Here is a 22,087-nt window from a genome sequence, read left to right as displayed (position 1 = left end):
CGGGCCGGGGGTATCGGACGTTGGTACTAGTACCTAGTTGTCGCGCTGTTGGCGTTGGGCCCAGAGGGCTGCCTGGGTGCGGTCGGTGACGCCCAGGCGCTGGTACACGTTGGTGAGGTGTGCCTTGACCGTGCGCTCGCTGATCCCCAGCCGTCGCGCGATCGTCTTGTTCGGCAAGCCGGCGCCGACCATGTCGAGCACCTCCTGCTCGCGGTCGGTCAGCTTGGTTTCAGGGCCTGGCGAGCGCCGGTTCGTCAGCAGTACCCGCGCCGCCTTCGGATCCAGCGGCGAACCACCCGACACGATCTCCCGGATACCGGCCAGGATCACCTCGGGCTCGCTGTGCTTCAGCAGATACCCTTCAGCCCCGGCCTGGAGCGCATCCAGGATCCGCGCCTGATCGCTGAACGACGTCAGCACGAGCACATGCACCTCGGGCGACGCCGCCACGATCCGCTCGGTCGCCGAGATCCCGTCGGTCCCCGGCATCGACAGATCCATCAGTACGACGTCCGGCCGCAACTCCGCCGCCATCGTCGCCGCCTCGGCCCCGTCACCGGCCGCGCCGACCAGCTCGATGTCGTCCGCAGTACCGAGCAACTGGGACAGGCCGGTGCGGACGATCGCATGGTCGTCGGCGATCAACACCCGGATCACCCGCGTCACATCGGTACCTCGGCTTCCACCCGTGTCCCCTGACCGGGCGCGGCCCGGACCGTCAGCGTGCCACCCGACTCCGCGAGCAGGTCGCCGATCGAGCGTAGCCCGAGGTGCCCGTTACTGCTGCGCTCCCCGAGCCGCGACTCGTCGAACCCACGCCCGTCGTCGTCCACGATCAACACCGCACGCCCGTCCGAACGACCGGCCTTGATCAGTACTTCGCCGGCCCCGCTGTGCGCGGCAACATTCCGCACGACTTCCTGCGCCGTACGGAACAACAACGCCGAAACCGCCGGCGGCAACTCGTCCGCGCCACCGGTCTCCAGCCGTACTTCGATCCCGGCTCGCTCGAGCCCAGCAGCCAACTCGGCCAGCGCCGACGTCAGTCCCTCCTCGGCGAGGTTCGGCGGATAGATGTCGACCAGCAACGACCGGAGCGACCCGATACTCCCCCGCAGCCGGCTCGCACTGTCCGCGATCAACTCCGCCCGCTGCCCCTCGGTCGGATGCCCGAGCCGCATCGCATCCAGCGCGTAGTTCAAGCCCGTAAGCTCCTGTACGACGCCATCGTGCAACTCCCCCGCGATCCGCCGGCGCTCGGCGTCCGACGCGTCCACCGCGTGCTGCAGCAACCGCTCGCGGTCCCGCTGCTGCCGCTGGACGCGCCGGGCCAGCGACCAGGCGAACGGAATCTGGACCAGCTCCAGCACCAGCAACGCGCCGAGCGACGGTGGCGCGAATCGACGCCAGGCGGCTTGTCCCGCTTCGGTGACGGCCTGGTACTCGAAGTACGCCTCGAACAGCATCGGCTCACCGTTGGTGCCGCGGACTCCGACGTACACCTCGAGCAGCTTCTTGTACGGGATCTCGAACTTGTTCTCGGGGCGGCTCAGGTCGCTGACCTCGGAGGCGCTGCTGCCTTGGCGCTGAAGTGCTTCTTGCTCCTCGGGTCCCAGCGGGAATTGCTGACCGATCAGGCGCGGCTCGTCGGAGTACACGATCCGGCCGTCGGCGTTCCACAGCTTCACCCGGACGAGCGAGCCTTGCAGGACGTACTTGCGCATCGCTTGGTCGAATGCTGTGAGTGCTGCGGGCTCGCCGGCGATGACGACTGCGTCCAGGCGCGGTTCGACCACGCCGCGGGCGGTCACGTAGGTGACCTGCCGCGCGGACTCGGTCGCCTGCTCGATGCCGGCCTGGCGCGCAACGAACGCGATCAGCGCAGCCAGCGAGAGCAGCACGATCAACCCGGCCGCTGTGAAGCGCACCAGAAGGCCAACCGTCGAGATTGGTCCGCGGTCCGCACGTCGGAGTCTTCCCATGCCTGGGATCGTAGGGTGCGCCTACCGACGGACGGCAGCCCGACAACGGTCCTAGTACCAAGGTGCACTACCGGAGCCGACCAGCCGACGGCGAGCGTTGTCGGCATGAAACTTCCGCTGTCGCTCGCAGTCGCCGGGCCCGCCGCACGGCCGGAGCTACCCGCTCTCGCCGCCGCGTCCGGCCTGGTCGTCCTGCGAGTCGGCGCGGTCCTGCTCCGCCCCTGGCCCCTCGCCCTCGCGGTGGACCATGCCCTCCGCCCCACCTCCCCCGCGCAATCCACAGCCACGCCGAGCGTCGGCTCGGGGTTCGCTGCAAGCCTCGCGGCGAGTCCGCTTGTCGTGCTTCTGCTGGCCGCGGCCGCCAGCGTCTTGCTGTCCGCGATCGTCGGGCTGCTGGACATGGCGAGTCTGCGAACGGTCGAGGGCGCCGCCGAGCGCATCGGTGCCTCGCTGCGGGCCGCCATGTTCCAGCGCACCATGACCCGCTCGCTCCGCTGGCACGATCGGATGCGGAGCGGCGAGCTGGTTTCGCGCCTCACCACCGACGTCGGCCGCCTCCTCGACGCGGTCGTCGCGATGACCACCTCCTTCCTGCCGGACGCCGTGATGCTCGCCGGCGTCTTCGCCCTGCTCGTTGCCTTCGACCCCGAGCTCGCCCTGATCGGCCTCGCCGTGGCCCCGGTCCTCGCCGTCCTCGCGGTCCGCCAGCGCCGCAGGATCCGCGCCGCCCAACACGCCGCCCGGACCGAATCCGGACGGTTGGCCGGGGCGACGACCGACCTGCTCCGCAACGTCCGCGCCGTCCAGGCCTTCGGCCGGATCGACCGCGCCGCCGCGATCTTCGGCACCCGGAACCGCGCCGTCCTCGACATCGAGCTCCGTGCCATCGACGTCGACGCCCGCTGGACCCCGATGGCGGACATCGTGCTGGCGATCGGAACCGCCCTGGTCCTGGTTGTCGGCGGACGCCATGTCCTGACCGGTGCGCTGTCCGTCGGCGAGCTCCTCGTCGTACTGGCGTACCTCCGCGACCTCTACTCGCCCGTCCGCGGCCTAACCCGCCTGTCCGTCGTACTCGCCAAGGCCGGAGCCAGCGCAGTCCGCGTCCGCGATGTACTCGACTGCGACGAGGCCGTCGAGGACCGGTACGACGCCCGCCCGGCGCCCCGGCTGCGCTCCGGGGTCCGCTTCGAGCGAGTGTCATTCGGCTACGAAGCCGGCCGACCGGTCGTCGACCAGTTCGACCTCGACATCACGGCCGGCGAGACGGTCTGTCTGCTCGGCCCGAGCGGTATCGGCAAGAGCACCTCACTCCACCTGCTCCTCCGCCTGTACGACGTGGATGCCGGCCGGATCCTGATCGACGGCGTGGACCTCCGCGACTGCGACCAGCGCAGCCTGCGCGACCGGTTCGCGTTCGTCCCGCAGGACCCGTGGTTGCTGGATGCAACGGTCGCCGAGAACATTGCCTTTGGCAACCAGAACGCCACCCGTGCGGGCGTGATCGCGGCCGGCCGGACGGCTCTGGTGGACGAGTTCGCCGACCGGCTGCCCTTCGGCTACGACACGCCGCTCGGCGAAGGCGGCGTACGGCTCTCCGGCGGTCAGCGCCGCCGGGTCGCGCTCGCCCGGGCCGCGGTGTCGCCCGCTCCGATGGTGCTGCTCGACGAGCCGACCGCCTCACTCGACCCGGTCTCGGCCGGCAGCGTGATCCAGGCCATCCGGGCCATGACCGCTGGGACAACTGGGACAACCGGGACAACCGGGACAACCGGGACCTCGCGCCGCACGGTGCTGATGGTCACCCACGATCGCGACCTGGCGGCGATCGCCGACCGGGTCGTCACACTCGACCACCAACTCGCCGGAAGGAGGTGAACACCATGCACACCATGCACACCCTGCGCATCAAGCCCGTCATGCACCACGGACGGTCCCGTAGCCGGTCCCGTTCGCGCAGCCGCAGCCGTTCCCGCAGCCGCTCGCGCGGCTGACCCCACCAGCCTGCCGCCGGGACACATCCCGGCGGCAGGCTTCACCTCGTGCCAAGGAGATCGCCCATGCTTGTCGACACGCCGACCGATGATGTGGACGGCCTGGCCGTCTGGGACTGGGCCGAAGGCTGCGAGCTGCCCGGTGGAACCTTTGCCGTCGAGCGTCTCGGCGTCGGCCACCGCTGCGAGAGCTGGCTGGTGTGGTCGGTCCAGCTCTGGGCGCCCGCCGTACTCAAGGCCGCACGCCCTCATCAGATCCACCATCCTCGCGCGGTCAAGTCCCTCCGTCGCGAGACGACCGCGCTCGCCGGCAACCTCCACCCCGGCCTTCCGCGGCTGCTCGCCGACGGCACCGACGAGCCGATCCCCCACATCCTCGTCGAGTACGTCGATGGTCCGACGCTGGCCGACGAACTCGAGGACAACGGGCTGCTCAGCATCTCGGAGGCGGCGAATCTCGGAGCGCAATTGCTGCCTGCGTTGATGGACCTGCACCGTCGCGAACTGGCGCACCTGGACGTGAAACCGGACAACGTCGTTCTGCGGGACGGTAGGCCGGTGCTGATCGACTTCGGCAGCGCGCGCCGGATCGGGACTGAGCAGCCCGCCGGGCATCCGGTCGGAACCGAAGGCTACGCCTCGCCCGCACAAGAAGCGTGCGAGCCGGTCTCCGCCGAGATGGACCTCTACAGCCTCGGCCGGACGCTCGCCGAGGCCTCTGGAGAGCTGCCCGACAACGTCCGCTTCCTGCTCGCGCCGCACCCGACGGCCCAGCGGGCGCTCACAGCACTGGCGGAGGCGGCCGGCGAACTCAGGCCGTGGCCGTCCTGGCTCAGGGCATGAGATCCATCGCGGCCCGGCCCTCCGGGAAGTACGTCGGCACCGAGACGTGGTCGTGGACGATCATCCACTGTCCGTCGATCTTCTGCCACGCCGACGTCCAGCGCAGCCAGTAGTCGATCTTGCCGCCGGTGCCGATGCTGGCGTTCATGTGGTTGAGGCTGTAGACGATCGCGAGGCTGCCGTCGACGAACACGGTCAGATCGCGGGTCTCGTACTCGAACGGCACCTGCAGGACGGTGAACATCTGCTCCCAGTTCGACATCTTCTTCTCCTCGCCGAGATGCCGGAGCGGGGCTTCGATGTCGAACGAGACGATGTTCGGGGCGAAGACCGTCCGCAACGTCTCGAGGTCCCCGGTACGGACCGCGTCGAGCAGGCTGTCGATACGCTCACGGATATCTACTTCGGCTACTGCGTTGTCTCTGTTGTCTGTGGTCATGATCGGTACGACGAGGCAGCGGCGCGGACTGTCAGACCTCACAGTTCGCCGGGCTGTTCCGTCGTACGGATATGAACCGGGGTATGAACGAGGAGAGGACCGACATGAGCGAGCCGGGCCTGAGCGCGATCATGAGCGAGCGGCGGCAGCTGATCAACCTCGCGTACCGCCTGCTCGGGTCGCTGGCCGACGCGGAGGACGTGGTCCAGGAGACCTACGCCCGGTGGTACGCGATGACACCGGCCGAGCAGCAGGCGATCGACAACCCGGCCGCGTGGCTGACCAAGGTCGCCAGCCGGATCTGCCTCGACCTGCTCCGCTCCGCGCGGTCCCGGCGCGAGCGGTACGTCGGTGAGTGGATCCCCGAGCCGCTCCCGGAGAGCACCGAGTGGCACACCGGTCAGCCGGGCGGCACCGGTGACCCGGCCGATCGCGTCACGCTGGACGAGTCCGTCAACATGGCGTTCCTCGTCGTACTCGACGCGATGACGCCGGCCGAGCGCGTCGCGTTCATCCTGCACGACGTCTTCCGGTACCCGTTCCCGGAGGTCGCCGAGATCGTCGGTCGTACTCCGGCGGCCTGCCGTCAGCTCGCGTCCTCGGCCCGGCGCCGGATCCGCGACGCGCAACTCCCGGCGGCGCCCTCGGCACACCGGGCGGAGCTCATCCGGCAGTTCAAGCAGGCCTGGGAGGCGACCGACATCGCCAAGCTCGTCAGCCTGCTCGACCCCGAGGTCACCGCGGTCGCCGACGGCGGCGGAATCGTGACGGCCGCCCTCGAGCCGGTGCACGGTGGCGCCGAGGTCGCGTCGTACTTCGCCGGGCTTCCTGTCTTCATGCTCGGTCGCGAGCTCGTCGAGCGCACGGTGAACGGCCAGCCTGGTCTGGTGATCCAGTTCGAGGGTGTGATCGAGACCGTGATCGCGTTCGACGTCGACGGCGATCGCATCACGAACATCTGGGCGATCAGGAACCCGGAGAAGCTGGGGCCGTGGACGAACTGACCAGCGTCATCACTGTCTCCTGCGCACAGGCCTTGTTCACGCCGATCCCACCGCGAGCGCCGCGTTTGATCCAGCCCGCCACGTAGTGCCCGGGCCGGCCGACGACGGCGCCGCGGACGTTCGGCACGATCCCGCGGGCCGGGTCGAACGGCAGCCCGTCGATCGGCCGGCCCTCGAACCCGATCGCGGTGAACAGGTTGCCCGCAGCAATCGTCGTACCGTCGTCGAGCGCGAGCGCTTCGGAGGTCCAGGCCGTCGGCCGGGCGTGATACCGCAGCTCGACGCGGTCACCCGCCGCGGTCAGGAGTTCCTGCAACGCCGGCTGCGTGTAGGCGGCCTCGTCCGGTCCGCGGCGGCCGAGCAGAACGACTTCCTTGATTCCGCTGGCCGCGAGCGCTCTGCGCACCTGGGGCGACACATCCAGCGTCCGCAGCCGCGCCTCGTCGCTCAGCAGGATCCGGGCGACATCCAACGCGACGTTGCCGTTCCCGACGATCACCGCTCGTGGGCCGGCAAGCTCCACCGGCAACGCCGCTCCCGGCCGCCCGTTGTACCAGGCAACGAAATCCTCCGCGCTACACGCCGCGTTCTCGCCGCGGATCCCCAGCCGACGACTCCTCCGAGCCCCCACGGCGTGGACGACAGCGTCGAACCCATCCGGCAGCCCACCGGCCCCGCGCCGCAGCTCCGTCGCATCGGTAGCCGGCAGCCACCGCACGCGCCGGTGGTGGATGATTCGTTCGAAGCTGCTGATGATCTGCTTGGTGCTCGGGTGATCCGGCGCAACGCCGTACCGAACGAGCCCGCCGACCTGCTCGAGCCGATCGATCAGCGTCACCTCAGCCGTTGTCCGGAGCAACAACTCACGCGTCGCATACATACCGGCAGGCCCGGCGCCGACCACCAGCACGCGCCGCGGTCCTCCACCCCACACCTGGTACGACGGGGCCTCCCAGCTGTCGAGGTCCATCGCATCCAGCGGCTCCTGTCCCGCGAAGTACGCCGCGTTCCGCTCCACATCCTCAGCCGCAGCCTGCTCGGACGGCTGAGCAGCATCCACCGGACAGATGTCGGCACACGCCCCGCAGTCGATACACGTCCGCGGATCGATGAACAGACTCGCCCCGGTCCCGAACCCAGGCTCACCAGGCGCCGGATGAATGCAGTTCATCGGGCATACCGCGACACAGCTGGCGTCCGAGCAGCACTCCCCCGAGATCGCGTAACTCATACCGGCACCGCAGTCACAGCACTCACAGCACTCACAGCAGCCCGGTCCGCCGATACACCCGGGACGCAGCCGGCGTCAGTAGCCCGAGCGACCCGAGGAAGTCCATCAAGTTCGCACAGCTGGTCCGCAGCAACGACCGGTGATGCTCATTCCGTCGCGCCTCACGGACCGCGCGGTCCACATCCAGGCCGACGTTCGCGTAGACCGCCGGACCGACCATGCTCGACACGATCATGTCGGCCGCGATCGCGATCACCAGCGCACTCACCCAGCGCCGTCCACGTCCGGCGCCGGCCAGCCGCTCCCGAGTCTCCTCGCGAGCGAACACCATGTGCCGCGACTCCTCCACGACATGGATGTGGTTGACCGTACGCACCAACGGCTCGACCCGCCGGTCCCGCATCCAGTCGCGCTGCATGACGTCCAGGACTTCTTCCGCAACAAGGATCGCGGCGTACGCCGACTCGCCCGTCGCGACCGTCTTGAACATCCGCCCGAGCTCGCGGGCCAGCAACCGCGGCCGGTACGCCGGCTCCACCATCCGCTCGGTCGCGCGCGCGAACATGATCGAGTGCCGGCACTCGTCGGCGATCTCGGTCAGTGCCCACTGGAACTCGGCGCTCCGGGCCGGCTTGTCGTAGACATCCCGAAGGACCAGTTGTTGCAGGATCAGCTCGAACCAGATCCCGGTCGTCGCCACCGAGGCGGACTCGTGCCGGGTCAGCTCCCGTTGCTGGGCTTCGGTCAGCTCGTCCCAGTACGGCATGCCGTAGAGCGTGCTCCACTCCGGCGACATCCCGTAACCGTCGCCGATCGGCGCGTCCCAGTCGATCTCCGTCTCCGGATCCCGGGACAACCGGGTCGCCGACCCGAGCAACCGCTGCGCGGTCTCATCCATCCCACACACCTCCGATGCGATATTACATCGTCCATGTAACATAACTGCTGTCGCACCATCCGGCAAGCCGTCGACCCGGATACCCTCGGGCTTTGTGGTGCGGATGTGGCCGCTGTACGCGGCGGGCTTTACGACGGCGTTCGGCGCCCACGCGGTGGCGGCGAACCTCGGCGCATCGTCGGCCGATGCCGTCACCTCGCTGCTCACGCTCGGCATCCTGCTGGCGCTGTACGACGGAGCCGAGGTGCTGCTGAAGCCGGTGTTCGGGACGATCGCGGATCGCATCGGCGCCCGCCCGGTCCTGCTGCTCGGGCTGGTCGGGTTCGCCGTCGCCTCAGGCACCTATGTACTGGTCGACAGCCCCGGCTGGCTGTGGGTCGCCCGGCTCGGCCAGGGAGCCGCCGCCTCGGCCTTCTCACCGGCCGCCTCGACGCTCGTCGCACGCTTGAACCCGGCGAGCAAGCACGGGCGCGCGTTCGGTAGCTATGGGTTCTACAAGAGCATCGGTTACACCGCTGGGCCGTTGCTCGGAGGCGGATTGGTGTGGCTGGGCGGATTCCGGCTGCTGTTCGGTGTGATGACCGTGCTTGCGGCGAGCGTGGCGGTGTGGGCGTTGGCCGCCGTACCTGTCGTGCCTCCGTTGCCACGGACGCGGCAGACCGTGCTCGATCTCGCGCGGCGGATCACGGACCCGGCGTTTCTCCGTCCGACCATGGCGCTGGCGGCCGCGACGGCCGCGTTGTCGGTGGGCGTCGGGTTCCTGCCGGTCACAGGCGCCTCCGACGGACTCGGCACGATTGCCACCGGAGCGGCGGTTTCGTTGCTGGCGGCAACGGCCGCGATCGTGCAGCCCCGGACCGGCCGGGCGCTCGACGCCGGGCGGCTGACGACACGGACCGGGATCTCGATCGGCCTGGGCCTGGCCGCCCTCGGCTTCGGCTGTGCTGCTCTACCTGGCGTCGCGTTCCTGCTCATCGCAGCCGCACTGATCGGTGCGGGCACAGGTGTGATCACGCCGCTCGGGTTCGCCGCGCTGGCCGCGAGCACTCCGCCCGAGCGACTCGGGCAAACCATGGGGACAGCCGAGCTCGGTCGCGAGCTCGGTGACGCGGGCGGGCCGCTGTTCGTCGCCGCGGTCGCGACCATCGCTGTGCTGGACGTCGGCTACCTCGCGCTCGCCGTCCTGCTGCTCGTGGGTCTCGTCATACTGCGCCCGAAACGAAGCTGAAAAGGCTCTGCCCGGTGATCAACGGCTCAGGTACGCCGGTGAAGCGGTGCACGCCCACGCCGAACCCGGCGTCGCGGTCGGACAGCCAGACACGTTCGAAGCCGCGCGCCTCGAACCAGTCACAGATCGACGGGGCCAGATCCGGATCCTCCCGATGGCGGGTCCAGATCACCGTTCCGCCCGTACGGCACAGCTGCGGACTCGCGTCGACGGTCCGCCGGATGTCCTCGGAGCTGATGTTGCCGAAGATCCCGCACAGCAGGACAAGCTCCGCCGGCACGAGACCGACATATTGATCGGTCAGCGACGCGTCACCGGTGACGACCTCCACCTGGCCGAATGCCACGGCCCGCTCCCGTGCGGAGGCGGCCAGCCCAGGATCAAGCTCGACGAGTCTCGCCTGCACATCCGCCCGACGCGGATGGTCCGCCAACACCTCGAGCAGATCCCTGCCTTGACCGGCGCACAGGCTCACCACCGGCACCGGACCAGCGGGAGCCCGGTCAAGCGCCCCCCGAACCTGTTCCTTCACGGCCGCGAGCCGGCGCGACAGCCCGGACTCAGGGTCGTCGTACCGCTCATGCCACGTCTTCCAATCCATGGCGCGAACCCTAAACGGCCCCACCGACACCCACGCTACGGTCGAGCAGGTCGAAGGCACGATTGACCAACGCGAGCACACGCTCCCGGATCTCGTCGGCCTCGAGCCCCTCCTCGGTCCATCGCTCGACCATGCGGAGAGCAAGCGGGTGGATGTTGAAGACCTGATGGGCCAGGATCCGCGCGGTCAGCTCATCCACCTCCTCGGCCAGAGCTGCGGCGACCGCATCCTCATGCCAGGCCCACATCTGCTGGCCCTTGGCCTGCAACAACGGGCTACCGGCCAGCACCCGACGGAAGTGCGTCGACGGTCCGTTCGGATGGTCGGCGAACCGCCCCAACGACCGGCGCCGCAGACCCGCGAGCAGGCTCTCTCCTTCTTGCCGATCGGCGACCGCCTCCAGCCAGCTCTGCTCGATCTCCTCGGCACGATCGAAGAACAGGTCCTCCTTGGCCGGGTAATAGTTGAAGACCGTCTTGACCGACACGTCCGCCGCCGCGGCGACCTCTGCGACCGTGGTCTGGTCGAAGCCGCGCTCGGCGAACAGCCGTAACGCGACGTCCGCGATCCGCGCGCGGGTCTCCGCCTTCTTGCGTTCCCGCAAGCCACCCATTGCGGCACCTCCTTGCGACGCCAGCTTACATCGCGCTATAACTTTATAGTCGAGTGTAATTTTAGATCCGAGTGTAGGAGAACATCATGACGCGGACGCCGGTGCTGATCGTCGGAGGCGGGCTCGTCGGCCTGTCGGCAGCACTCTTGTTGCAGTACCACGAGGTGGATTTCGTCCTGGTGGAACGCCGTACGGGCGCCTCGGTGCTGCCGAGATCGCGGGGAGTGCACGTCCGCACCGTCGAGATGTTCCGGCAGCTCGGCATCGAGGATCGGGTCCAGGAAGTCGCCGCAACGGCGTTGAAAGCCGGAGCGTTCGGCGGCGCCCGCCACGGCCGGAACCTGATCGACTCCGAGGCACTGGACCTCAAGAACCTCCACAAGCTCGGCCTCGGCCTCGATCCCAGCCCGTCCAACTTCTGCTTCTGCCCGCAGGTGCTGCTGGAGCCGGTGCTGGCCGCCATCGCGCGCGAACGCGGCGGTGAGCTGCACTTCGGCACGGAGCTCACCGAGTTCAGCACCGGGTCGGACGGGGTGACGGCGACGATCGGGGGTGACGAGATCGAGGCCGACTACCTGCTCGCCGCCGACGGGACCGGCAGCCAGATCCGGACCCAGCTCGGCATCACCGGTTGGACGTTGCCGCCGACACACAAGTACCTGAACGCGTTCGCGCGGGCCGACTGACCGAGCTCGTCACCGGACGCACGTTCAGCCAGTGCGACATCGCCAACGAGGTCGTCCGCGGCATGATCCTCGCGAAGAACAACACCGACGAATGGTCGTTCCACCTCGAGTACGACGACACTCCCCCGGACAACGTGCTCGAGCAGATCCACGCCGCGATCGGCAAGGACGATATCGACGTCGAGATCCTTGCCAGCAGCACCTGGGACACGCGGGTCCACGTCGCCGACGAGTACCGCCGCGGCCGCGTCTTCCTCGCGGGCGACGCCGCGCACCAGCACGCGCCGTGGGGTGGGTACGGCGCGAACACGGGCATCGCCGACGTACACAACTTGGCGTGGAAGCTCGCGATGGTGCTGAACGGACAGGCCGCACCGGACCTGCTGGACACCTACGAGACCGAGCGACGGCCGCGCGCCGTACTCGCTGCACAGCAGGCCCGCCTCCGCACCGACTTCTTCGCGCGCTATGGCATCGAGACCCCGAGCAACGCCGCCGACGTTGCGCAGCAGATCGACACCGGCGCGATCATGATGCGCTACAGCTACGCGGACGACGGGTACGTCGATGCGCTGACCGGGCAGATAGGTACGCGCCTGCCCCACGTCGAGCTGCCCGATGGCCGGTCCACGCTCGATCTCTGCGGGCCGGAGTACGTCGTCCTCGCCGGGCCGGACGCGCCGGATTTCGGAGACAAGGTCCGGGTCCACCACCTCGGCGGCATGGAGTGGGCCGGTCTGTTGGCGGATGGGGCTTTACTGGTGAGGCCGGACCAGCACGTTGGCGGGCGCTCCGATGCCGGCCTGACTCCTCAGAGCCTGACCTGCTACCTGCCGTAGCGCTCGCGATCTGTAATCTCGCGGTGACAGAAGGACAGGAACTTCCGGGACCTATGGATAGTTGTCTTTCAGGAGCCCGTGCGCGATCAGAGGAGAGTCATGGCAAGGCGTGTCGAACAGAAGGCTGCGGCCCGGGAGCGGATCGCAGCGCAGCTCGCCGCCCAGCAGGCGGCGGAGCGACGGCGACGCCTTCTGCTCGCGGTGGGTGCGGTCGTCCTGGTCATCGTGATCGTCGGCGGGCTGGTGACGATCCGGCTGGTCGGCGGCGGCAAGAAGACGGCGACCGGTCCTTCCGGCGCGGCCGACGCGGCCCTCATCACCGCGCTCTCCTCGATCCCGGAGTCGACGTTCTCGACCGTCGGCACGGAGGGTGTGAAGGCGGTGCCGTCCGCGATCACCGCGCCGGCGCTGACGGCGAACGGCAAGCCGAAGGTGCTCTACATCGGCGCCGAGTTCTGCCCGTTCTGCGCGGCCGAGCGCTGGCCGGTGACGGTCGCGCTGTCGCGGTTCGGGACGTTCAGCAACCTCGGTACGACGCACTCGGCGTCCGCGGACGAGTTCCCGAACACGCCGACGCTTTCGTTCCACGGCGCGACGTTCACAAGTCAGTACCTCGCGTTCACCGGCGTCGAGACGACGACCAACGAGCAGGCGGGGAACGGGTACAAGCCGCTGGACACCCCGGCTCCCGATGACGAGAAGACGTTCGAGACGTACAACAAACCGCCGTACGTCTCGAGTGAAGGGTCGATCCCGTTCATCGACATCGGCGGCAAGTTCGTGTCGTCCGGCGCGACATACAGCCCGCAGTTGCTGGCCGGAAAGACCCAGGCGCAGGTCGCGGACGCGCTGAAGGACCCGAACAACGACATCGCCAAGGCCGTCATCGCGTCGGCCAACGTGTACACGGCGGCGATCTGCAAGATCACCAACAACCAGCCGGCCAACGTGTGCACCAGCTCTGCCGTCACCGCGGCGGCCTCGAAGCTCGGCAGTGGGAACAGCTGACCGTGAGCGACACAGCACAGCGGTCCTCCCAGACGTCCCTGGGCTGGATCCCATGGGCCACTTTGGTGGTGTCGATCGCCGGCCTGGCGGTCGCCGGCTACCTGACCTATGAACACTTCACAGCCGGTACGACGCTCGCGTGCCCGGACACCGGTGTGGTGAACTGCGCGAAGGTCACCAGCAGCCAGTACTCGAAGGTGTTCGGCATCCCCGTCGCCCTGCTCGGCCTCGGCTTCTTCGTCGGCATGACGGCCCTGTCGGTGCCGCCGCTCTGGCGTACGTCGTCGCCGTGGCCGGGCCGGCTGCGCCTGGCCGCCGTGCTCGTCGGGGTCGTGTTCATCTGCTACCTGATCTGGGCGGAGCTGTTCCAGATCAACGCCATCTGCTTGTGGTGCACGGTGGTCCACGGCCTGACGCTCATCCTGTTCGCACTGGTCATCATCCGGCAGGCCCTGATCCCGCCGGCGTCATGAATTAGCGCCGTCCCGGGTACCGGTGCAGGATGACGACGTACGCCGGGGCGGAGGAATGGGTGCCGCATGACGGCGGCATGCGGAAAGTGCGTGCGACCCTCGGGAACTGCCGCGGATGCGACCTGTGGGAGGACGCCGAGCAGGCCGTCCCGGGCGAAGGGCCGGTCCGGGCTCGGATGATGGTTGTCGGCGAGACGCCCGGTGATCACGAGGACAAGGAAGGCCACGTCTTCGTCGGCCCGGCCGGGCGGCTGCTCGACCGGGCGCTGGCGGAAGCGGGCATCGACCGGTCGGAGATCTACCTGACCAACGCGGTCAAGCACTTCCGGTTCGAACGCGACGGTAAGCGGCGGATCCACAAGACTCCGTCCGCCGGGCACGTCACCGCGTGCCACCCATGGCTCGCGCGTGAACTCGAGATCGTGAAGCCCGCGCTGGTCGTGATCATGGGTGCCGTCGCCGCACGCTCGTTGATCGGCCCGAGCTTCAGGGTGACGCAGCACCGCGGCGAGAAGGTCGAGCTCCCCGACGGCACCGCCGCGATCGCGACCGTCCACCCGTCAGCGGTGGTCCGCTCGCAGGACTTCACTCGCGATCTCGGTCTGTTCGTCGACGACCTCCGCGCCGCGGTCGCGCTCCTCGGCTAGCGCAGTGTCCTTGCCTCGTGTCCTAGCCTCGTGTCCTAGCGCGGTGTCCACCGCCAGTCCCTGACCTCCGGCAGATCTTCGCCGTACGTCGTGACGTACGCGTGGTGGCGGGCGCGCTGATCGGCGAAGTACTGCCGCGTCGACACCGCCCGGCTGCCCAGCGACGGCACGCGGTCGATGACGTCCATCGCCAGGTGGTACCGATCGAGGTTGTTGCGGACGACCATGTCGAACGGCGTGGTCGTCGTACCCTCCTCGATGTAGCCGCGGACGTGCAGGTTGTCGTGCCCGCGCCGGCGGTACGTGAGCCGGTGGACCAGCCAGGGATAGCCGTGGTACGCGAAGATCACCGGCTTGTCCGTGGTGAACAGCGCGTCGAACTCGGCGTCCGGCAGTCCGTGCGGGTGCTCGCCCTCGGACTGAAGCCGCATCAGGTCGACGATGTTGACGACCCGGATCCGCAGGTCGGGCAGGTGTTCGCGCAGCAGGTCGACTGCGGCGAGCGTCTCCATCGTCGGTACGTCGCCGGCGCAGGCCATCACGACATCCGGCTCGCCCTCGTCGTTGCTGGCGAAGTCCCAGACGCCGACGCCCCGCGCGCAGTGCAGCGCGGCCGCGTCCCAGTCGAGCCAGTTGGGCTGCGGTTGCTTGCCTGCGACAACGACGTTGATGTAGTTGCGGGTCCGCAGGCAGTGGTCCATCGTTGACAGCAGCGTGTTGGTGTCCGGCGGCAGGTAGACGCGGACGACCTCGGCCTTCTTGTTGACGACATGGTCGATGAAACCCGGGTCCTGGTGCGAGAAGCCGTTGTGGTCCTGCCGCCAGACGTGCGAGGTGAGCAGGTAGTTCAGCGACGGGATCGGCCGCCGCCACTCCAGCCGGTTGATCGTCTTCAGCCACTTCGCGTGCTGGTTCACCATCGAGTCGACGATGTGGACGAACGCTTCGTACGACGAGAACAGCCCGTGCCGACCGGTCAGCAGGTAACCCTCCAACCAGCCCTGGCAGGTGTGCTCGCTGAGGATCTCCAGCACGCGACCGTCGCGGGCCAGGTGGTTGTCGGTGTCGAGCAGCTCGGCCTGCCACTGCTTGCCGGTCGTCTCGTAGACGGCGCTCAGCCGGTTGGACTCGGTCTCGTCCGGGCCGAACAGCCGCAGGTTGTCGGCATTCATCCGGAAGGCATCGCGCAGGAACGCCCCGAAGACCCGCGTCGGCTCGCCGTCCTCCGCACCCGGGATCTTCACCGGTACGGCGTACTCCTCGACCGCCGGGAGCTCGAGATCGCGGCTCAGCACCCCACCGTTGGCATGCGGGTTCGACCCCATCCTCAGCTCCGGACCCGGCGCGAGCTCGACGAGCGCCGCGACCGGACGGCCGTGGTCGTCGAACAACTCCTCAGGCCGGTAGCTGCGCATCCACGATTCCAGCTGGCGCAGGTGGTCGTCGTTCGTCCGTACGCCGGACAGCGGCACCTGATGCGCCCGCCACGTGTTCTCGACCGGCTCTCCGTCGACGATCTGCGGGCCCGTCCAGCCCTTCGGCGTACGGAGCACGATCATCGGCCAGGCCGGTCGGGGCGGCGGCTGGGCCGCAGAGCGGGCCTCCAGCTGGATCTCGTCGATCCGGTCCATGCAGAGGTCGAGCGTCGCGGCCAGCGCCTGGTGCACCTCGGCCGGTTCCGAGCCCTCGACCAGGTACGGCTCGTGGCCGTACCCCTGCAGCAGCGCGGACAACTCGTCGTCGCCGATCCGCGCCAGCACCGCCGGGTTCGCGATCTTGTAGCCGTTCAGATGCAGGATCGGCAGGACGGCGCCGTCGCGCACCGGGTCCAGGAACTTGTTCGAGTGCCAGGACGCCGCCAGCGGACCCGTCTCGGCCTCGCCATCGCCGACGACACACGCCACGACGAGTTCGGGGTTGTCCGCGGCAGCGCCGTACGCATGGCTGAGTGAGTACCCCAGTTCGCCGCCCTCGTTGATCGACCCCGGGACGTCTGCGGCGACATGGCTCGGGACGCCGCCCGGGAACGAGAACTGCTTGAACAGCCGGCCCATGCCGACCTCGTCCTGCGTGGTGTTCGGGTACGCCGCGGTCCAGCTGCCTTCGAGCCAGGTGTTCGCGACCAGCGCCGGACCGCCGTGGCCGGGTCCGGTGACGAACAGGACCTCGCGATCACGCTGCCTGATCACGCGGTTGAAGTGCGCGTAGATCAGGTTCAGCCCGGGCGTCGTACCCCAGTGGCCGAGCAGCCGGGGCTTGATGTGCTCCGGCCGCAGCGGCTCACGGAGAAGTGGATTGGCGAGTAGATAGATCTGCCCGACGGACAGGTAGTTCGCTGCGCGCCAGTAAGCGTCGATGCCGCGTAGTTCGTCGTCGGTCAATGGCGTGCTGTCGGTCTGCTGCACGGCTGGCTCCCCCAGCTAGCGGCCGACCGCCTTCGCGAGCTCGGCCTTCGTCATCTTCGAGCGACCCTTGACGTTCTTCTGCTTCGCCTCATTGTAAAGCTGGTCCTTGGTGCGGCCCTTGGAGCCGCTGTGCGAGCGCAGCCCACCCCGCCGGCTCGACGAGATGTCCTGCGTCGACGTACGGCTCTTCTCCTTCGCCTCGCCCGACCGCGCGCGTTCCTTGTTCACCGTGCGCGCAGCGATCTCCTCGGCGACGTCCTCGCTGCGACCGCGCTTCTTCAGCCCGTCCTTGATGTGCTCGTACTGCCGCTCCCGCTTCGGGCTCGATCCTGCAGGCATGTCGTTGCTCCCTTCACCCGATTTTCACCCGATCCGCCAGTACCCGGAGTGACCGCTGTCAATCGTCGGGTTTCGCCGGCGCTCAGGCGGACACCGGAACCCATGCCGACAGAGTTGCCTGCCGCCTCGCCACTCGACACCGGACGTGCGGTGCGAGATATCTTCCTGCCGTTGGTCGCGCACGGCGCGGCCCTCCGTCGGCCCCAGGTCGGCACCCTGGCGGAGCGGCTCCACGCCGACGATCGCGCGTTGCGGCTGGTGCGCAAGTTCCGTGACAGGTACGGCGACGGACCGCTGCTGTTCCGGATCTCGGGCCGGACGATCGGGCTCGTTCTCGCCGCGGACGACGTACGGCGATTGCTGGCGGAGACGCCCGAACCCTTCGACGCGGCGACAGCGCTGCCGCACTTCCAGCCCCATGCTGTGCTGGTCACAGATCCGCCGCTGCGTGCTTCGCGGCGTGAGTTGAACGAGCGAGTGCTCGGCAGTCATCAGCCTGTGCATGAGCACGGACAACGCATGCTGGAGATCGTCCGCGAGGAACTGGACACGCTGACCGCGACCCTCGGTTGGGACGAGTTCCGCTCGATCTGGTCCCGCGTCGTACGCCGGATCGTCCTGGGGGACTCGGCGCGCGACGACACCGTGCTCACCGCTGACCTCGACCAGCTTCGGGCCGATGCGAACTGGGCCGAGCTCCATCCGCGGCGGGACGAGGTCCGCGAAGGCTTCCTCGATGTGGTCGCGGCGTACGTCGCCAAGGCGGAACCGGGGTCGCTGGTCAGTGCGCTCGCGCACGACGACGGCGTACTCGATCCAGCCGGTCAGGTGGCGGAGTGGTTGGTCGCGTTCGACAGCGCGGGGATCGCGCTCTGGCGGCTGTACGCCGTACTCGCCACTCGTCCGGACGAGCTTGAGAGGATCATCACCGAGGCTCGGCATCCCGACGCCTCTCCCCTGCTCGCCCACGCCGGCGCGGCGGTCCAGGAGTCGCTCCGGCTCTGGCCGACGACGCCCCTCGTACTGCGTGAGTCGCGCGCGAGCACCGTGTGGCGTGAGCGCACTGCACCCGCAGGCACCGAGTTCGCGATCGTCAGTTCGGTCTTCCAGCGCGACGACGAGGCCGTCGACTTCGCCAACTCCGTCCAACCGAGCATCTGGCTCGACGGCCGCGCCGACGGCTCCTGGCCGATCCTCCCGTTCAGCGCCGGCCCGGCCGAGTGCCCCGGCCGCAACGTCGCACTCCTGGCCACGAGCACCGCGGTCAGCCACGTCGCCGCCAACTACGACCTCGACGTCGACCCGGCCACGCGGACGAAGCTGGCCGACCCGCTCCCCACCACCTTCAACCACACAACGATCCGCCTGGGATTCTGGCGAACCTGACGCGGACTCCCAAGCGGGAACTCACCGTTTCCGGGTGGCGGCCGGTGGTTACCGGGCGGTTCCGACAGTGTGGAGACGGAGGGCGTAGATGACGACGCTGCATGCGCTGGTGCTGAGTTGTTCGCTGAAGAAGTCACCGGCGAAGTCGAGCTCGGAGCTCATCGGACGGGAGATCATGACCGCGCTGGCCGACCACGACGTCGACGGCGAGCTCGTCCGGGTGGCCGATCACGATGTCCGGTTCGGGGTCAGCGTCGACGAGGGTGACGGGGACGAGTGGCCGGCGCTGCGGGCGAAGGTCCTGGCGGCGGACATCCTGGTCCTCGCGACGCCGATCTGGATGGGACAGCCGGCGAGCGTGTGCAAGGTGGTCCTCGAGCGCCTGGACGCCGAGCTGTCCGAGAAGGACGAACAGGGCCGGCCGTCGGTGTACGGAAAGGTCGCCATGGTCGGTGTCGTGGGCAACGAAGACGGTGCGCATCACGTCAGCGCGGAGGTGTTCCAGGCGCTGAACGACGTCGGCTTCACGATTCCCGCGGCCGGTGCAACGTACTGGGTCGGCGAGGCGATGGGCTCCGAGGACTACCAGGACGCCGGACCGAAGCCCGACACCACCGGCCTGACCACGAAGACCGCCGCCGCCAACGCCGCCCATCTCGCCCGGCTCTTGCGTGAAGCGCAGTACCCGAGGATCGAGTCATGACGGCGAGCCTCACCGCCACAGTTCTCGGTACTCCGGATCCGCCGGCGTTGGCGGACTTCTATCGAGAGCTGCTGGGCTGGGTCGAGATGACACGGGAGCCCGGATGGGTGCGGTTGCGGGCGCCTGAGCAGGAGCGGCCGGGATTGAGTTTCCAGCTGGAGAAAGACCATGTCCCTCCGGTGTGGCCGCAGGACCCGGATTCCCAGCAGATGCAGGCCCATCTGGACATCCAGGTCGATGACCTGGATCGCGAGGTCGAGCGCGCCGTCGAACTGGGCGCGACGATCGAGTCACATCAACCGCAGCCCGACGGGGTGCGGGTCATGCGCGACCCGCACGGCCATCTCTTCTGCCTCTACATCCCTGGCTACTGATAATGCGGTCATGGTTGAGATCGCACTCGTCGGCGCCGGCCGGATCGGGCTTCCGGTAGCACCTCAGCTCGTCGCCGCGGGACACTCCGTCCGGGTTCACGACGTCCGCGCCGAGGTGGCACATCAGGCCACGGAACTCGGTGCGACCTGGGGTGAGCCGTTGCCGGAGACCGACGTACTCGTGACAGTGCTCCCTGGCAGCCCGGAGCTTCGCGCGTTGATGCTCGAAGAGTCCGGGCTGCTCAACCGTCTCAGGCCCGGCACGACCTGGCTCGACCTGACCAGCGCCTCCCCCGCCCTTGGGGCGGAACTCGCGGCGGCCGCCGCTCACCACCACATCGACTACCTGGAGAGTCCGGTGGGCGGCGGACCCGAGGCAGCGGCGGCTGGTGAACTCACGCTGTACGTCGCGGGCGATTCGTCGCCCTTTGAGCGCCTCCAGCCGATCCTGCGAGCCTTCGCCAAGGACTTGCACTACACCGGCCCACACGGCAGCGGGTACCTGACCAAACTGCTGGTCAACCTGCTGTGGTTCAGCCAGGTCATCGCCGTCGGCGAGGCGCTCATGCTGGGGCAGAGCGGCGGACTCGATCCCTTACAGCTCAGGAAGATCCTGCTGGACGGACCCGCTGCCTCGACCTTCGTCCAGGACGTCGTACCGCGCATGCTGGCCGGGGATCGACTGGCGACGTTCGGCCTCGATCGGATCGTCGAGGAACTCGAATCCATCGAAGATTTCGCGAGCCTGCAGGGCGTTCCAGTTGCCCTCACCTCACTGGTGAACGCCGTACATCGCGACGCGCTCGCCTCCTTCGGCGCCGTGGACGGCGAACTGCTGGCCTTCACCCACCTCGAGAACCTCTGGCGCGACCGACGACAGAATCCAGGGGTTTGAGTACTGCGATCTTTGGGAACCCGTAGGCAACCGCGCTCACCTGAGAGCAACTGGGGTGGGAGGCTCGATTATGGCTATCGGCGGAGTCGACACGTACTACGACTACGACGAGCGCCAGTGGAAGTATCGGCGTCTCGGCGGCGGACCGGTTCACAAGACCGTCGTCTGTCCCGAACCCCTGCAGGCAGACGTCGACGACCAGCGGACGTCGACGTCACGTCGTCGTACCACGCGTGCGTCCGCGACCGGGCGCTCGCCCGCTGAGCCAACCGGCCGCTGAGGCCGGTAGATAAGCGCTTCGCGCTGGGCAAGCACAAGGCCAGGCCGAGTGCAGCCAAGCTCGAAAGCCGGGTCTCGTCCTGGCGCCCGGGGTTGGGCCCGGCGCGAAGTCACCTATCCGACCAGCATCTGTCCGACCGGCACCCCTCCGACCAGCACCGCTCCGACCGGCTCCGCGAGGGTCACGGAGACTTGATCGGTGTCACGTTGGTCATCGGGGTTTCCAGGACCTCGACCGGTTGGAGGGAGTCCAGGCTCAGGGGTTGTTCCTGGTGCATCACGGTCTCCAGGTGGTGGAGGATGATGCCCTCCCGCAAGGCCCAGGGCGACACGTCCAGCGACCTGATGTCCAGCGTCGTCATCACCGCATGCGCGACGATCGCGCCGGCGAGGATCTGCCGGGCCCGAGCCTCGGAGATCCCGCGGAACCGGGCACGCTCGGCACTCGGCACCGCCGCCAGCCGCGGGATCCAGCTCGCCACGTCCGAGCGGCGAAGATGGCGCCGTTCGAACGGGCCGGTCCGTTGCGGCGGGGCGCCTGCCAGGCGGGCCAGTTGCTTGAAGGTCTTCGAGCTGGCGATCACGCGTTTCGGATCGCCTTCCCACCTGAGTCGGTCGGACACCTCGCGCAAGGTCGACCTGGTGTGGTGACGCAATTCCCGCAACTGGCGCTTGCTCGGCGGATCGTCAGGCAGAAACGCCCTGGTGAGCCGCCCGGCGCCGAGTGGGAGCGACACGGCCAGATCGGGTTGGGCGTCGCGGCCGAGGGCGATCTCCATTGATCCGCCACCGATGTCGAGGACGAGAAGCCGTCCCGCCGACCAGCCGTACCAGCGCCGTACGGCCAGATACGTGAGCCGGGCCTCGTCTTCCCCGGTGAGGAATCGCGGCTGGATGCCTGCCTCGTCGCGCAACCGCTGGGCGATCTCGCTACCGTTCGCTGCGTCCCGTACGGCGGACGTCGCGAAGGCGAACAGCCGGTCGACCTGCAACGTGCGCGCTGCCGCCACCGCCTCGCGGACGGCGGCGATCACCCGATCGGCCCCCTCCGCCGAGATCGAGCCGTCCGGCTCGATGGCTTCACCCAGTAGCGTCGCTTGCTTCACCGCGTGCGTTGGCAGCGGCGGAGCACCGGGCGACGCCTCGACCACCTGCAGCTGGGCCGAGTTCGACCCGACATCCAGAACACCGATTCTCACGATGTTGCTGTGCCCCGCAAG

24 protein-coding genes are annotated in these 22,087 nt (G+C 68.6%); 14 read left to right on the top strand and 10 right to left on the bottom strand.

Features of this window, described 5'->3' with window-relative positions; all coding sequences use genetic code 11:
- Positions 1 to 33: 33 nt before the first annotated feature.
- Complete coding sequence (locus tag EV653_RS08745) at positions 34 to 666, bottom strand: response regulator (protein WP_202871513.1); 633 nt, start codon at positions 664 to 666, stop codon at positions 34 to 36.
- Complete coding sequence (locus tag EV653_RS41040; protein WP_166679320.1) at positions 663 to 1,982, bottom strand: sensor histidine kinase; 1,320 nt, start codon at positions 1,980 to 1,982, stop codon at positions 663 to 665. Before EV653_RS41040 ends, EV653_RS08745 begins: the two co-directional genes overlap by 4 nt.
- Positions 1,983 to 2,087: 105 nt before the next feature.
- Between EV653_RS41040 and EV653_RS41035 the strand changes: the two genes are divergently transcribed.
- Both EV653_RS41035 and EV653_RS08735 read left to right on the top strand, forming a co-directional pair.
- Complete coding sequence (locus EV653_RS41035; protein ID WP_166679319.1) at positions 2,088 to 3,860, top strand: ABC transporter ATP-binding protein; 1,773 nt, start codon at positions 2,088 to 2,090, stop codon at positions 3,858 to 3,860.
- A gap of 182 nt (positions 3,861 to 4,042) precedes the next feature.
- The gene (locus tag EV653_RS08735) at positions 4,043 to 4,819 is read left to right on the top strand and encodes a serine/threonine-protein kinase (protein WP_134099892.1); all 777 of its coding nucleotides are present in this window, start codon (positions 4,043 to 4,045) and stop codon (positions 4,817 to 4,819) included.
- On the opposite strand, the gene EV653_RS08730 is transcribed toward EV653_RS08735, so the two are convergent.
- Complete coding sequence (locus EV653_RS08730) at positions 4,809 to 5,258, bottom strand: YybH family protein (protein ID WP_134099888.1); 450 nt, start codon at positions 5,256 to 5,258, stop codon at positions 4,809 to 4,811. The two genes, EV653_RS08735 and EV653_RS08730, sit on opposite strands and share 11 nt — an antisense overlap.
- Before the next feature lie 83 nt (positions 5,259 to 5,341).
- Between EV653_RS08730 and sigJ the strand changes: the two genes are divergently transcribed.
- Positions 5,342 to 6,262, top strand: a complete 921-nt coding sequence (sigJ, locus tag EV653_RS08725) for an RNA polymerase sigma factor SigJ (RefSeq protein ID WP_238159636.1) — start codon at positions 5,342 to 5,344, stop codon at positions 6,260 to 6,262.
- Here the strand turns inward: sigJ and EV653_RS08720 are convergent.
- Together EV653_RS08720 and EV653_RS08715 are read right to left on the bottom strand one after the other, a co-directional pair.
- Entirely contained in the window at positions 6,225 to 7,493 is a 1,269-nt protein-coding gene (locus EV653_RS08720) for an FAD-dependent oxidoreductase (protein ID WP_134099885.1), read from the bottom strand. The genes sigJ and EV653_RS08720 overlap by 38 nt on opposite strands.
- A gap of 31 nt (positions 7,494 to 7,524) precedes the next feature.
- Positions 7,525 to 8,391, bottom strand: coding sequence for an AurF N-oxygenase family protein (locus EV653_RS08715; protein ID WP_238159635.1), 867 nt, complete (start codon positions 8,389 to 8,391; stop codon positions 7,525 to 7,527).
- A gap of 103 nt (positions 8,392 to 8,494) precedes the next feature.
- On the opposite strand from EV653_RS08715, the gene EV653_RS08710 reads away from it, so the two are divergent.
- A complete protein-coding gene (locus EV653_RS08710; protein WP_134104042.1) occupies positions 8,495 to 9,619 on the top strand; it encodes an MFS transporter in 1,125 nt (374 codons plus the stop codon).
- Here the strand turns inward: EV653_RS08710 and EV653_RS08705 are convergent.
- Together EV653_RS08705 and EV653_RS08700 are read right to left on the bottom strand one after the other, a co-directional pair.
- Positions 9,594 to 10,220, bottom strand: coding sequence for an SAM-dependent methyltransferase (locus EV653_RS08705; RefSeq protein ID WP_134099879.1), 627 nt, complete (start codon positions 10,218 to 10,220; stop codon positions 9,594 to 9,596). The two genes, EV653_RS08710 and EV653_RS08705, sit on opposite strands and share 26 nt — an antisense overlap.
- A 10-nt stretch (positions 10,221 to 10,230) precedes the next feature.
- A complete protein-coding gene (locus tag EV653_RS08700) occupies positions 10,231 to 10,833 on the bottom strand; it encodes a TetR/AcrR family transcriptional regulator (RefSeq protein ID WP_134099875.1) in 603 nt (200 codons plus the stop codon).
- A gap of 86 nt (positions 10,834 to 10,919) precedes the next feature.
- Between EV653_RS08700 and EV653_RS41625 the strand changes: the two genes are divergently transcribed.
- The 5 genes from EV653_RS41625 (at position 10,920) to EV653_RS08680 (ending at position 14,486) form a co-directional block, all read left to right on the top strand.
- Positions 10,920 to 11,519 (top strand): FAD-dependent monooxygenase, encoded by a 600-nt coding sequence (locus tag EV653_RS41625; protein WP_202871512.1) that lies wholly within the window; start codon positions 10,920 to 10,922, stop codon positions 11,517 to 11,519.
- Positions 11,465 to 12,358 carry an FAD-dependent monooxygenase gene (locus EV653_RS41620; protein WP_238159634.1) on the top strand — a complete coding sequence of 298 codons (894 nt, stop codon included), beginning with the start codon at positions 11,465 to 11,467 and terminating at the stop codon, positions 12,356 to 12,358. Before EV653_RS41625 ends, EV653_RS41620 begins: the two co-directional genes overlap by 55 nt.
- 99 nt (positions 12,359 to 12,457) lie before the next feature.
- The gene (locus EV653_RS08690) at positions 12,458 to 13,366 is read left to right on the top strand and encodes a DUF929 family protein (RefSeq protein ID WP_134099872.1); all 909 of its coding nucleotides are present in this window, start codon (positions 12,458 to 12,460) and stop codon (positions 13,364 to 13,366) included.
- A gap of 2 nt (positions 13,367 to 13,368) precedes the next feature.
- Positions 13,369 to 13,839 carry a vitamin K epoxide reductase family protein gene (locus EV653_RS08685; RefSeq protein ID WP_238159633.1) on the top strand — a complete coding sequence of 157 codons (471 nt, stop codon included), beginning with the start codon at positions 13,369 to 13,371 and terminating at the stop codon, positions 13,837 to 13,839.
- A gap of 29 nt (positions 13,840 to 13,868) precedes the next feature.
- Positions 13,869 to 14,486 (top strand): UdgX family uracil-DNA binding protein, encoded by a 618-nt coding sequence (locus EV653_RS08680; RefSeq protein WP_134099869.1) that lies wholly within the window; start codon positions 13,869 to 13,871, stop codon positions 14,484 to 14,486.
- A gap of 35 nt (positions 14,487 to 14,521) precedes the next feature.
- On the opposite strand, the gene EV653_RS08675 is transcribed toward EV653_RS08680, so the two are convergent.
- Positions 14,522 to 16,891, bottom strand: a complete 2,370-nt coding sequence (locus EV653_RS08675) for a phosphoketolase family protein (protein WP_134099865.1) — start codon at positions 16,889 to 16,891, stop codon at positions 14,522 to 14,524.
- A gap of 15 nt (positions 16,892 to 16,906) precedes the next feature.
- On the bottom strand, positions 16,907 to 17,230 hold the full coding sequence (locus tag EV653_RS08670) for a plasmid stabilization protein (RefSeq protein ID WP_134099862.1): 324 nt from the start codon (positions 17,228 to 17,230) through the stop codon (positions 16,907 to 16,909).
- A 102-nt stretch (positions 17,231 to 17,332) separates the two neighbouring features.
- Between EV653_RS08670 and EV653_RS08665 the strand changes: the two genes are divergently transcribed.
- The 5 genes from EV653_RS08665 to EV653_RS08645 all read left to right on the top strand — a co-directional run bounded on the left by EV653_RS08665 (position 17,333) and on the right by EV653_RS08645 (position 20,868).
- The gene (locus EV653_RS08665) at positions 17,333 to 18,616 is read left to right on the top strand and encodes a cytochrome P450 (RefSeq protein ID WP_134099859.1); all 1,284 of its coding nucleotides are present in this window, start codon (positions 17,333 to 17,335) and stop codon (positions 18,614 to 18,616) included.
- Positions 18,617 to 18,704: 88 nt separating this feature from the next.
- Positions 18,705 to 19,319 carry a flavodoxin family protein gene (locus EV653_RS08660; protein WP_134099857.1) on the top strand — a complete coding sequence of 205 codons (615 nt, stop codon included), beginning with the start codon at positions 18,705 to 18,707 and terminating at the stop codon, positions 19,317 to 19,319.
- Positions 19,316 to 19,693 carry a VOC family protein gene (locus EV653_RS08655; protein WP_134099854.1) on the top strand — a complete coding sequence of 126 codons (378 nt, stop codon included), beginning with the start codon at positions 19,316 to 19,318 and terminating at the stop codon, positions 19,691 to 19,693. The genes EV653_RS08660 and EV653_RS08655 overlap by 4 nt, the downstream gene beginning before the upstream one ends.
- A 10-nt stretch (positions 19,694 to 19,703) precedes the next feature.
- Positions 19,704 to 20,588, top strand: a complete 885-nt coding sequence (locus EV653_RS08650) for an NAD(P)-dependent oxidoreductase (RefSeq protein ID WP_134099851.1) — start codon at positions 19,704 to 19,706, stop codon at positions 20,586 to 20,588.
- Between the two features lie 70 nt (positions 20,589 to 20,658).
- A complete protein-coding gene (locus tag EV653_RS08645; protein WP_134099848.1) occupies positions 20,659 to 20,868 on the top strand; it encodes a hypothetical protein in 210 nt (69 codons plus the stop codon).
- 181 nt (positions 20,869 to 21,049) lie between these two features.
- Here the strand turns inward: EV653_RS08645 and EV653_RS08640 are convergent, their stop codons facing one another.
- Positions 21,050 to 22,066, bottom strand: coding sequence for a Ppx/GppA phosphatase family protein (locus tag EV653_RS08640; protein WP_134099844.1), 1,017 nt, complete (start codon positions 22,064 to 22,066; stop codon positions 21,050 to 21,052).
- Positions 22,067 to 22,087 lie beyond the last annotated feature (21 nt).

This window comes from Kribbella pratensis, assembly GCF_004365355.1.
Taxonomy (GTDB): Bacteria; Actinomycetota; Actinomycetes; order Propionibacteriales; family Kribbellaceae; genus Kribbella.
This window is presented reverse-complemented; position numbering and strand designations above follow the sequence as displayed.

Coding starts and splice junctions, on each gene's coding strand:
- EV653_RS08705 (WP_134099879.1), bottom strand. CDS start 10,220: ATGGATTGGAAGACGTGGCATGAGCGGTACGACGACCCTGAGTCCGGG.
- EV653_RS08720 (WP_134099885.1), bottom strand. CDS start 7,493: ATGAGTTACGCGATCTCGGGGGAGTGCTGCTCGGACGCCAGCTGTGTC.
- EV653_RS08735 (WP_134099892.1), top strand. CDS start 4,043: ATGCTTGTCGACACGCCGACCGATGATGTGGACGGCCTGGCCGTCTGG.
- EV653_RS08680 (WP_134099869.1), top strand. CDS start 13,869: ATGACGACGTACGCCGGGGCGGAGGAATGGGTGCCGCATGACGGCGGC.
- EV653_RS08650 (WP_134099851.1), top strand. CDS start 19,704: ATGGTTGAGATCGCACTCGTCGGCGCCGGCCGGATCGGGCTTCCGGTA.
- EV653_RS41625 (WP_202871512.1), top strand. CDS start 10,920: ATGACGCGGACGCCGGTGCTGATCGTCGGAGGCGGGCTCGTCGGCCTG.
- EV653_RS08690 (WP_134099872.1), top strand. CDS start 12,458: ATGGCAAGGCGTGTCGAACAGAAGGCTGCGGCCCGGGAGCGGATCGCA.
- EV653_RS08700 (WP_134099875.1), bottom strand. CDS start 10,833: ATGGGTGGCTTGCGGGAACGCAAGAAGGCGGAGACCCGCGCGCGGATC.
- EV653_RS41035 (WP_166679319.1), top strand. CDS start 2,088: ATGAAACTTCCGCTGTCGCTCGCAGTCGCCGGGCCCGCCGCACGGCCG.
- EV653_RS08660 (WP_134099857.1), top strand. CDS start 18,705: ATGACGACGCTGCATGCGCTGGTGCTGAGTTGTTCGCTGAAGAAGTCA.
- sigJ (WP_238159636.1), top strand. CDS start 5,342: ATGAACGAGGAGAGGACCGACATGAGCGAGCCGGGCCTGAGCGCGATC.
- EV653_RS41040 (WP_166679320.1), bottom strand. CDS start 1,982: ATGGGAAGACTCCGACGTGCGGACCGCGGACCAATCTCGACGGTTGGC.
- EV653_RS08715 (WP_238159635.1), bottom strand. CDS start 8,391: ATGGATGAGACCGCGCAGCGGTTGCTCGGGTCGGCGACCCGGTTGTCC.
- EV653_RS08710 (WP_134104042.1), top strand. CDS start 8,495: ATGTGGCCGCTGTACGCGGCGGGCTTTACGACGGCGTTCGGCGCCCAC.
- EV653_RS08655 (WP_134099854.1), top strand. CDS start 19,316: ATGACGGCGAGCCTCACCGCCACAGTTCTCGGTACTCCGGATCCGCCG.
- EV653_RS08665 (WP_134099859.1), top strand. CDS start 17,333: ATGCCGACAGAGTTGCCTGCCGCCTCGCCACTCGACACCGGACGTGCG.
- EV653_RS08730 (WP_134099888.1), bottom strand. CDS start 5,258: ATGACCACAGACAACAGAGACAACGCAGTAGCCGAAGTAGATATCCGT.
- EV653_RS08670 (WP_134099862.1), bottom strand. CDS start 17,230: ATGCCTGCAGGATCGAGCCCGAAGCGGGAGCGGCAGTACGAGCACATC.
- EV653_RS08645 (WP_134099848.1), top strand. CDS start 20,659: ATGGCTATCGGCGGAGTCGACACGTACTACGACTACGACGAGCGCCAG.